Here is a 10,482-nt window from a genome sequence, read left to right on the forward strand (position 1 = left end):
CGACTCCCGAAGTCGCTCCAGTCCCGAAGTCGACCCAGTGCCAGTGACAACGTCGCGCGGAGGATGCACGGATCGAACGTGCGCGGGCTTTCCAGCCCGACCACGGCTTAGCAAGCCGGTGCCTTACCACTCGGCCAATCCTCCGGGTGGGCGGCCCACGCGAGAGCGACATCGCGTGCTCGAAGCGGCCGCCCCGGGCAGCTCCCCGTGCGGGGCGGGCTCGACGGAGCGGTGGCGACTACTCCGGAGTCCGCCGCGGGCTGCCCTGACGGGAGCTGGACGTACTGCCGTGCATGGACATCGTCCGGCTCCTCTCCCAGACCGTGGCGCCGAACTCACCGTCCGGCGATGTGGACACAACCACTATGTCGTGACGGTGAGTTGGGCGCCACCGAATAAAAGGCCGGGAAGGCTGCGTACGTCCGCTACCGGCGGCGCCACTTGCGGCGGCGCGCCTTGCTGAAGAACCATCCCGCCGGCGGCTCGTCGGAGCGCCACGGCTGTGGTTCTGGTTCCTCGCGGCGCCAGCGGGCGGCCAGCATGCGGGCGCGGGCGGACGGTTCCGACGTATCCGCCGCGCGTATGAAGTCGTCGTCCAGGACCAGGTCGTCCCAGGCGTCGTCCCCGGGCTGTTCGCGGTCCTCGTGGTGCGGCATCCCGCCTGCCATACCCGCCCTCCAGTTCATGCAGTGCATCCCCTTTGCCCAGTGTGCCTGGACAGAGGTGAAGCCCCCGTCAGGTCCGGGCCCTGTCAGGGGCCCGGACCTTTACTCCTCGCCGGCCAGCGTCAACGACCGCAGCTTCTGCCCGGCGTACCAGGTGGCGAGGACGGTGACCACGACCAGCAGCACCGTCGCCGTCGGCAGCCCGACGTCCGAGGTCACCAGGTCACCGTTGCCGACCCGGTGGGCGACCGCCAGCGACCACTGCTGAACGCTGAGCGTGCGCGCTCCGGACACCAGGGAGCCGAACAGGGCCTCCCAGACCAGCGCGTAGACCAGGCCGAACACCACCGCGTGCCGGGAGACCGTGCCGAGCAGCAGGAACAGCGCGGCGTAGGCGATGGAGGCGACCAGCGCGGCCACCGTGTAGGCGACGGCGATCTGCTGGCTGTTGCCGTTCAGGATGAACCCGGCGATCAGCGTGGGCACCGCCGAGAACACCATGGTCACCGCGATCGCCACGATCAGCTTGGTGAAGATGATCGTCGGTCGCTTCACCGGCTTGGACAGCAGATACACCACCGAGCCGTCGTCGATCTCCGGGCCGATCGCGCCCGTGCCCGCGATGACGCCGATGATCGGCACCATCGTGGCGAGCGCGAGCCCGCCGAGCAGGTCGGCGGCGGTCTGGTCGTCGGCGCCGGCGAGGCCGCGCACGGCCACGGAGATCGCGATCAGCAGCAGCGGCAGCGCGCCGAGGATGAGGGCCCGGCGCCGGCCGAGCAGGGCCCGGTAGGTGAGCCGGGCGACTGTGGGGTCGTACATCTTTGGCCTCCTACGCCGCGACCAGATACGAGAACACGGACTCGAGGGACTCGTCGGACGGCGAGACCGTCAGCAGACGGATGCCGTGGTCCCGGGCCACCCGCGGCAGCAGGGCGGTGAAGCGGCCGAAGTCGACGGCCTGGATGCGCAACGCGCCCTCGGTGAGGTCGACCTCGATGCCGGACGTCGACGGGTCGGCGATCAGCGCGGCCGCGAGCGCGCGATCGTCGCTGGAACGCACCAGGTAGCGGTGCGGTCGGTCGGTCATCAGGCGGCGGATCTTGCGGAAGTCACCGCTGGCCGCGTGCCGTCCGGCGACCACGACCTCGATGTGCCAGGCGAGTTGCTCGACCTCTTCGAGGATGTGCGAGGAGAACAGGACCGTGCGGCCCTCGTCGCCCATCCGCCGCAGCAGGTCCATGAGTTGCATGCGCTGGCGCGGGTCCATGCCGTTGAAGGGCTCGTCCAGCAGGAGCAGCGACGGGTCGTGGACCAGCGCGGACGCCATCTTCACGCGCTGCCGCATGCCCTTGGAGTACGTGGCGATCTTGCGGTCCTGCGCGTACTCCATCTCGACCGTCGCGAGGGCCTTCTGGGCGGCCTTGGCGCCGAGGCCGTGCAACTCGGCGTTGGCGACGACGAATTCGCGGCCCGTGAGGAAGTCGTACATCGCCTCGCGCTCGGGGACGATGCCGATGTGCCGGTAGATCTTCTCGTTGCGCCACACCTGCTGTCCGTCGAGGGTGACGGTGCCGGTGGAGGGGGCCAGGAAGCCGCCCATCATGTTGATCAGGGTGGACTTTCCGGCGCCGTTGGGGCCGAGCAGGCCGGTGACGCCGGGGCCGATGGTCATGGTGATGTCGTTGACGGCGACCACGTTGCCGAACCAGCGGGAGACGTGGTCGAGGGAGAGCGTGGTCACAGTCCCACCTTCTTGTAGCGGCGCATCAGCAGGCCGTAGCTCGCGGCGACGAGGCCCAGGGCGACGATGACGTACACGACGCCCTCGGCGTTCGTGGGGCCGACCCCGCCGGGGAACGTCGACTCCGCACCGAGGAAGGCGGACTGCACTCCGTCGATGAGGGTGATGGGCGAGAAGAGGCCGATCCAGGCGATGGAGTCCGAGGTGCCCTGCACGTCCGCGATGGCCTGCAGGGTGGACACCGCGCCGTAGGAGATGGTCAGCACGGCGATCACGGCCGCGATGCCGAAGCCGCGGCGCGGCGTGACCGACGCGATGACCAGGCCGATGCCGGCGAAGAGCAGTGAGAGCAGTGCCACGGAGACAAGTCCCTGTGCGAATCCCTTGGTCTGGTCGGCGAAGTCGAGCTTGGCCAGCAGCGCGCCCACATAGAGCACGAGCAGCGGGGCGGCGGTGAGGATGAACATCGCCGAGGCCAGCGCCGCGTACTTCGCGCGCACGTAGTCCGCGGTCTCGATGGGCCGCGAGAAGTACAGCGGCACCGTCTTGAAGCGCAGGTCGCGCGAGACGGCCTGGGGCGCCTGCGAGGCGACGTACAGGCTGATCACGGCCTGCATGATGATCGCGTAGCGCGTGTAGTCGACCGGCAGGTCGTTGGCCTTGGTGGCGACCGCGACGGCGACCATGATGGCCGCGGGCACGCACATCACCACGAACAGCAGCATCGGCAGCACCTTGGACTTCACCGAGCGGCCGAGGCCGTAGGAGCCGCGCAGGGACTGCGAGTAGAGGGAGCGGCGGGCGTAGGCGCGGCCCAGGCGCGGGCCGTCGTACGTGCGGTAGCCGATGTTGTGGATACGGGTCTGGTCACCCGGCGCCGTGGGTACGGGCTGCTCAACCGCCATGGCGGACCGCCTCCTTCCGCTCCTCGTCGGTGTCTGTGTCCATCTCGGTGTCGGTCGTGAAGACCTCCGCGATCTGGTGCCGGCGCTGCTCCATGCGCACCAGGCCGAGACCGAGGTCGGCGACCGTGTCGCGGACCAGGTCGTAGGTCTCCTCGCCCTGCGCGGTGAGCAGCAGGACATGGCCGGCGCCGGGCAGTCCGCTGCCGGCGGCGACGGTCACTCCGCGCGCCTGGAGCGCGTCGCGCACCGCGCGGGTGCCGTCCGGGTGCTCGTCGGTGTCGGTGACCTCGATGGCGAGGGTCGTCGTGGTCTGGGTGAAGTCCCTGGTGGAGCTGGAGCGCAGGAGCTTGCCGCCGTCGACCACGACCACGTGGTCGCAGGTGCGCTCCAACTCGCCCAGCAGGTGGGAGGTGACCAGCACGGAGATGCCGAAGTCGGTGTAGATCCGGCGGATCAGGCCGAGCATCTCGTCCCTGCCGACCGGGTCGAGGCCGTTGGTCGGCTCGTCCAGGAAGACCAGCTGCGGGTCGTGGACAAGGGCCTGCGCCAGCTTGACGCGCTGCTTCATGCCGGTCGAGTAGCCGCCGATGGGGCGGTAGCGCTCCTCGTACAGGCCGACGTGGCGCAGGGTGTCCGCGGTGCGCTCGCGCGCGGCGGCGGACGGCAGGCCGGACATGCGCGCCATGTGGACGACGAACTCGGTGGCCGAGACGTCGGGCGGCAGACAGTCGTGCTCCGGCATGTACCCGACGCGCTCGCGGATGGCGGCGCCCTTGGTGGCGACATCGAGTCCGAGCACTTCGGCGCGGCCCTCGGTGGCGGGGGACAGACCCAGCAGGATCTTGATCAGTGTGGACTTGCCGGCTCCATTGGCTCCGACGAGTCCGGTCACACCGGGCCCGACGTCCACGGAGAGCCGGTCAAGCGCGGTCACCCGGGGGAACCGCTTGCTCAGGCTTTCGGTCGCGATCACAGTCACGTCTTCGACGGTAGTGATCCTCGCCACGCAAGTCGTCAGACCGCAGAGCCGTCTTCACGTCACCCTTGAGTATTACGGGACCCTGAGGGTCACCCTGAGGACCGAAGGTTGTCCACATCCGTGCGGTTGTCCACAGGCCCGCGCACGCCTATTGACGCGGCCTCTAACAACTGTCACATTCGCCGATGTCAAGTTACGAGCACGTACCGCAACCGGTGGGACGGGATGCCATGGCGACGGCAGTGACCAGTGAACGCTCGGCGGAGCTGCGTGGGTTCCGCAAGGTGCAGCGCCTCGCCTACGAGTGCGCGGAGGCCGTGGCCGCCCAGCTGAAGCCGGGTGTGACCGAGCGTGAGGCGGCGCGGATGCAGCGCGAGTGGCTGCGCGAGCGGGGTGTGCGGGACTGGTTCCACCTGCCGTTCGCCTGGTTCGGCGACCGCACGGCGTTCGTCGGCTTCCGCGTCCCGCTGCAGTTCTTCCCCACCAACCGGCGCCTCGAGCCGGGGATGCCGTTCATCCTCGACATGGCACCGGTGTTCGAGGGCCACACCGCGGACATCGGCTACTCGGGCTCGCTCGGCATCAATCCCGTGCAGAACAAGCTGATGGCCGACCTGGAGGCGCACCGCGAGCTGATCCTGCGCGAGGTGCGCGAGCGGCGCTCCCTGCGGGAGATCTACGAGGACGTGGACCGCCTCATGACCCGTCAGGGCTACGCCAACCGGCACCGCGCGTACCCCTTCGGGGTGATCGCCCACAAGGTGGACCGGGTGCGGGAGCGTCGCTGGTCCCCCCGGTTGTTCGGGTTCGGCACGCAGTCCCTGAAGGGCCTCGCGAGCGACGCGCTGCACGGCCACCGCGAGGGCTGGTCCCCGCTCTGGTCGCCGTACCGCTTCTCGGACCACCCGCCGCAGCCGGGCCTGTGGGCGGTGGAACCGCACCTCGGGTTCCGGGGCACGGGCGCGAAGTTCGAGGAGATCCTCGTCGTCACCGACTCCAGGGACCCCGAGGAGAGCGCCTTCTGGCTGGACGACGATCTGCCGCACATGCGGCGCTGGGCGGAGGAGAAGTGACGATGCCGACGGGTGCGCGGGAGCGCTGGGTGCGCACGGGCGGGGTCGAGCTCTGCGTGACCGAGCTGGGGGATGCGGAGCAGCCGACGGTCGTCCTGGTGCACGGCTATCCGGACAGCAAGGAGGTGTGGTCCGAGGTCGCGGACCGCCTCGCCGCACGCTTCCACGTCGTGTTGTACGACGTCCGGGGCCACGGCCGGTCGACGGCACCGCAGCCGCTGCGCGGCGGGTTCACGCTGGAGAAGCTGACGGACGACTTCCTGGCCGTCGTGGACGCGGTGAGTCCGGACCGTCCGGTGCATCTGGTGGGGCACGACTGGGGGTCGGTGCAGGCCTGGGAGTTCGTCACCGTCCGGCGCACCGAGGGCCGGATCGCGTCGTTCACCTCGATGTCCGGGCCGTCCCTGGACCACTTCGGCCACTGGATCAAGCACCGGCTCAAGCGCCCCACCCCACGGCGGGTCGGTCAACTCCTCGGCCAGGGCGCCAAGTCCTGGTACGTGTACCTGCTGCACACGCCCGTCCTGCCGGAACTGGCCTGGCGCGGCCCCCTCGGCACACTCTGGCCGCGCATCCTGAAGCGCATCGAGAAGGCGCCCGTCGACGCCTACCCGACCGCGTCGCTGCCCACGGACGCGGCGCACGGGGCGTGGCTGTACCGGGACAACGTACGGCGCCGGCTGCGCAGGCCACGCCCGGACGCGTACGCGCACGCGCCCGTGCAGCTCATCACGCCCCTTGGGGACGCGTTTCTGTCCGAGCGGCTCTACGACGACCTGGAGCGTTGGGCTCCGCAACTGACCCGGCGGACGCTCCCCGCCAGGCACTGGATCCCGCGGACGCGTCCGGACCAGCTGGCCGCCTGGATCGAGGAGTTCGTGCTCGCGAACGAAGGAGGCAGGCCGGTGATCGAGGCGACAGGCCGGTACGCGGACCGTTTCGGCGGGCAGCTCGTGCTCGTCACGGGGGCGGGCAGCGGCATCGGCAGGGCAACGGCGTTCGCGTTCGCGGAGGCCGGCGCGCGGGTGATCGCCGTCGACCGGGACGCGGAGGGGGCGTCCCGGACCGCCGAGATGTCCCGCCTGATCGGCGCGCCGGAGGCCTGGGCCGAGACGGTCGACGTCTCCGACGAGCAGGCCATGGAGAAGCTCGCGGAGAAGGTCGCGACCGAGTACGGCGTCGTGGACGTACTGGTGAACAACGCCGGTATCGGCCTGGCCGGGTCCTTCCTGGACACCACCCCGGAGGACTGGCGCAAGGTCCTCGACGTCAACCTGTGGGGCGTGGTCCACGGCTGTCGGCTCTTCGGCCGTCAGATGGCCGAGCGCGGGCAGGGCGGCCACATCGTCAACACCGCGTCGGCGGCGGCGTTCCAGCCCTCCCGGACGCTGCCCGCCTACAGCACCTCCAAGGCCGCCGTGCTGATGCTGAGCGAGTGCCTGCGCGCGGAACTCGCCGGGCAGGGCATCGGTGTCACGGCGATATGCCCCGGCTTCGTCAACACCAACATCACGTCGACGGCACGGTTCGCGGGCGTGGACGCGGCGGAGGAGAAGCGACGCCAGCAGCGATCCGCACGCCTGTACGGGCTGCGGAACTATCCGCCGGAGAAGGTCGCCGCCGCGATCCTGCGGGCGGTCGTGCGCAACGAGGCGGTGGTGCCGGTGACTCCTGAGGCGCGCGGTGCCTACCTGCTCTCGCGGTTCATGCCGGGCGCGCTGCGCAGGATCGCCCGGGTGGAACCGCGGCTGTGAGCGGGGGCGTGATCCGGCGGTTGTCCACAGCCCCACCAATTCCCCTGTGGATAACTACGGTTAGTTGTGGATCAAACCTCCAGAGCAAAACCAAGTGCGTGATCCATGTCTCAGCGGCTGAGCCGTCACGTACGGGGACTGTTTCACGGGAAACACTGGAGGCCGCTTAGGCTCGGATCCATGAGTCTGCGTCTGAGCACTGTGATCCTCCCGTACCGCCGCTGGCACGAGGGCGGCCGTTCGGCCTGGCAGCGCGCGGAGCAGCTCGGTTTCCACACCGCGTACACCTACGACCATCTGTCCTGGCGCAGCTTCCGGGACGGCCCGTGGTTCGGTGCCGTACCGACGCTGACCGCCGCCGCGGCCGTCACCGACCGGATGCGACTGGGCACCCTGGTGACCTCGCCGAACTTCCGGCATCCGGTGACCCTCGCCAAGGAACTGATCTCCCTCGACGACATCTCCGGTGGCCGGATCACGCTCGGCATCGGCGCGGGCGGCACCGGCTTCGACGCCACCGCCCTGGGCCAGGAGGCCTGGACCCCGAAGGAGCGTGCCGACCGCTTCGCCGAGTTCGTGCCGCTGCTGGACCGGCTGCTCACCGAGGACGCGGTGTCGTACAACGGCGACTACTACGCGGCGCACGAGGCGCGCAACATCCCCGGCTGTGTGCAGCGCCCCCGACTGCCGTTCGCGGTGGCCGCCACCGGCCCGCGCGGACTGAACCTCGCCGCCCGCCACGGGCAGGCGTGGGTGACGACCGGCGATCCCAAGCTGCACGAGGACGGCACGCCCGAGCAGTCGGTTCAGGCCATTCGGCGGCAGACCGAGAGGCTCGCCGACGCATGTGCAGGGATCGGCCGGGACGCCTCCGGCATGGACAAGGTCCTGCTCACCGGGTTCACCCCGGACCGCAACCGGCCGCTGGAATCCCTCGACGCGTTCGTGGACTTCGCGGGGCGGCACCGGGACCTGGGCTTCACGGAGATCGTGATCCACTGGCCCATCCCGGACTCGGACTTCGCCGCCGAGGTGAAGGTCTTCGAGCAGATCGCGATGGAGGCGCCGGCCCAGCTGAGCTGAGCCGAGCGGCCGTAGCCCAGCCGGGGCACACCCGAACCGGCCCGCCCGCACCGAGCTCACTGGGCGCACGGGCACAGGTGGGGGCGGTATCCACAACCTGTGCGGACTCCCGCACGGCCGTGCAGGCATATGCGCGAGAATGGCCCGGTGACCTCAGCGACTCGACAGCCCGAGACCCCGGCCGCCGCAGTTCCACCCCGGCTGATCGCCACCGACCTCGACGGCACGCTGCTCCGCGACGACAAGTCGGTGTCCCCACGCACGATCGCCGCCCTCGCGGCCGCCGAGGAGGCGGGCATCGAGGTGTTCTTCGTCACCGGCCGCCCGGCCCGCTGGATGGACGTCGTCAGCGACCACGTCCACGGTCACGGCCTCGCGATCTGCGGCAACGGCGCCGCCGTGGTCGACCTGCACGGCGGCCCCGGCGCCCACCGGTTCGTGAAGGTGCGGGAGCTGGCACGGCAGAACGCGCTGGACGCCGTACGACTGCTGCGGGACGCGGCGCCCGGCACGGTGTACGCGGTGGAGCAGACGTACGGCTTCCACCAGGAGCCGGACTATCCGAAGCTGCACATGGAGATCCCGGACGCCCTCGCGCCGGCCGAACAGTTGCTGGCGGCGGACGCGCCGGGGGCGGGCGAGCCCGTGCTCAAGATCCTCGCCTACCACCCCGAGATCGACCCGGACGCCTTCCTCACCCTGGCCCGCCTCGCCATCGGCGAGCGCGCCAACGTCACCCGGTCCAGCCCCAGCGCCCTGCTGGAAATCAGCGGCCCCGGCGTCTCCAAGGCCAGCACGCTCGCCCTGTGCTGCGCCGAGCGCGGTATCTCCCACGAGGAGGTCGTCGCCTTCGGTGACATGCCCAACGACGTCGAGATGCTCACCTGGGCGGGCCAGTCGTACGCCATGGGCAACGCCCACCCCGACGTGATCGCCGCGGCGTCGGGCCGGACGGTCGCCAACAACGACGACGGGGTGGCGATCGTGATCGAGCGGATGCTGGCGGAGCGGGTCTGATCGTCTGCGTGCGAGCCGTTGGCCATCGGCGTCACAGGTGGACCCCTCGTGCCGCCAGCCACGGCACCGGATCCACCCCCGACCCCAACTCCGGAGTGACCCGTACCTCGAAGTGCAGGTGCGGGCCGGTCGAGTTGCCGGTCGTGCCGGACTGACCGATCCACTGCCCCGGCACCACACGATCCCCCTGGTCGACGGCGACCGAGGCGAGGTGGGCGTACTGCGTGTAGTAGCCGCCGGGGTGCTCGATCACGATCTGAATGCCGAAGGCGCCGCCGCAGGACACCTTCACGACCCGGCCGCCGCCGACCGCCCGCACCGGCGTACCGATCGGCACCGCGAAGTCCTGCCCGGTGTGCCGGTTCGCCCACATCTTCCCGCCGCTGCCGAACCGCGCGGACAGCTGGTATTTCTCGACCGGCGACACCCACGGGCGGGTGACGGACACGTGCGGCTGATCGAGGCGGACGGCACCCCGGCAGGTGCCCGACGCGGCGGAGGAGTCGGCCTCCGCCTGCAACCTCTCGCGGGCCTTCTCAAGTTTGCGCTCGATGTCCTGCTTCAGCGCCGCGAGCTCGGCGTTCCGCTGCTCCAGCGCCTCCCACTGCGCCGCGGCCTTCCCCTCGTCCGCCGCGAGCCTGGCCTCCGCACGACGGCTCTTGCTGATCGCGGTGTTCACGGCGACGTCCGCCTTCGACACCGCGTGCTGCCTACGCAGCAGTTCCTCGGGCTGGTCGGCGAGGAGCACGCGCGCGGTGAGGGGGATGTCCCCGCCACTGCGGTACTGGGCGCGCGCGATCCGGCCCAGGTCCTCGTGCAGGGCGGCGAGTTGCCGCCGTTCGCGGTCGAGGAGGTGGTCCAGCTGCTGAGCGCGCGCCCGATACGCCTCGGCCTGCCGCCGTCCCTCCTCGTACTGCCGTGTCGCCACGGCCGCCTCCTCGTACAGCCGCGCCACCTCGGCGCTGACACCGGGATCGGGGCCGCCCCGGGCCGGGCTCCTCCCGGGCGTCTCGGTGGGCCGGGCCGCGAGCACGGCGAGCGCGCACAGCAGCGCCGGAACGAACCAGCGAAGGCGGCGGGATGAGCGCATGTCAGCGATCCTGGCCCGCACGGCCGTCCGCGGTCCTGTCGAGGCGTACGCATGGGGGACCGCCGCCCACGGATGGAGCAGAGCACTACGGCCGAACAGGGGGCGGCTGGGGAACGGGCGACGAAGCTGCGGGCATGCTCCGATCCCCTTTATCCCGATGTGCCATGGAAAC

General features: G+C 70.5%; 10 protein-coding genes and 1 tRNA gene. 4 read left to right on the forward strand and 7 right to left on the reverse strand.

Translation table 11 applies throughout. The annotated features are described in order from the left end of the window. Positions 1-57 precede the first annotated feature (57 nt). From KWI83_RS25170 to KWI83_RS25195, 6 genes are all read right to left on the reverse strand, one after another. Positions 58-144, reverse strand: a tRNA-Ser gene (locus tag KWI83_RS25170). Between the two features lie 281 nt (positions 145-425). Then, entirely contained in the window at positions 426-668 is a 243-nt protein-coding gene (locus KWI83_RS25175; RefSeq protein WP_218516661.1) for a hypothetical protein, read from the reverse strand. A 99-nt stretch (positions 669-767) separates the two neighbouring features. Then, a complete protein-coding gene (locus KWI83_RS25180; RefSeq protein WP_218516662.1) occupies positions 768-1,487 on the reverse strand; it encodes an ABC transporter permease subunit in 720 nt (239 codons plus the stop codon). A gap of 10 nt (positions 1,488-1,497) precedes the next feature. Continuing rightward, a complete protein-coding gene (locus KWI83_RS25185; protein WP_218516663.1) occupies positions 1,498-2,409 on the reverse strand; it encodes an ABC transporter ATP-binding protein in 912 nt (303 codons plus the stop codon). Beyond that, positions 2,406-3,314, reverse strand: a complete 909-nt coding sequence (locus KWI83_RS25190; protein WP_218516664.1) for an ABC transporter permease — start codon at positions 3,312-3,314, stop codon at positions 2,406-2,408. Before KWI83_RS25190 ends, KWI83_RS25185 begins: the two co-directional genes overlap by 4 nt. Further along, a complete protein-coding gene (locus KWI83_RS25195) occupies positions 3,304-4,287 on the reverse strand; it encodes an ABC transporter ATP-binding protein (protein WP_218516735.1) in 984 nt (327 codons plus the stop codon). The genes KWI83_RS25190 and KWI83_RS25195 overlap by 11 nt, the downstream gene beginning before the upstream one ends. 236 nt (positions 4,288-4,523) lie before the next feature. Here KWI83_RS25195 and KWI83_RS25200 point away from each other — a divergent pair, with 236 nt between their 5' ends. The 4 genes from KWI83_RS25200 (at position 4,524) to KWI83_RS25215 (ending at position 9,220) form a co-directional block, all read left to right on the forward strand. Further along, the gene (locus KWI83_RS25200) at positions 4,524-5,366 is read left to right on the forward strand and encodes a M24 family metallopeptidase (protein WP_218516665.1); all 843 of its coding nucleotides are present in this window, start codon (positions 4,524-4,526) and stop codon (positions 5,364-5,366) included. A 2-nt stretch (positions 5,367-5,368) separates the two neighbouring features. Continuing rightward, the gene (locus KWI83_RS25205) at positions 5,369-7,120 is read left to right on the forward strand and encodes an SDR family oxidoreductase (RefSeq protein WP_256362778.1); all 1,752 of its coding nucleotides are present in this window, start codon (positions 5,369-5,371) and stop codon (positions 7,118-7,120) included. A gap of 180 nt (positions 7,121-7,300) precedes the next feature. Next, on the forward strand, positions 7,301-8,203 hold the full coding sequence (locus KWI83_RS25210) for an LLM class flavin-dependent oxidoreductase (protein ID WP_218516667.1): 903 nt from the start codon (positions 7,301-7,303) through the stop codon (positions 8,201-8,203). A 129-nt stretch (positions 8,204-8,332) separates the two neighbouring features. Continuing rightward, entirely contained in the window at positions 8,333-9,220 is an 888-nt protein-coding gene (locus tag KWI83_RS25215; RefSeq protein WP_218516668.1) for an HAD family hydrolase, read from the forward strand. A 31-nt stretch (positions 9,221-9,251) separates the two neighbouring features. On the opposite strand, the gene KWI83_RS25220 is transcribed toward KWI83_RS25215, so the two are convergent. Continuing rightward, on the reverse strand, positions 9,252-10,310 hold the full coding sequence (locus KWI83_RS25220) for a M23 family metallopeptidase (RefSeq protein ID WP_218516669.1): 1,059 nt from the start codon (positions 10,308-10,310) through the stop codon (positions 9,252-9,254). Positions 10,311-10,482 lie beyond the last annotated feature (172 nt).

The sequence above is a fragment of the Streptomyces sp. TRM70350 genome (genome assembly GCF_019219825.1).
Classification (GTDB): Bacteria; Actinomycetota; Actinomycetes; order Streptomycetales; family Streptomycetaceae; genus Streptomyces.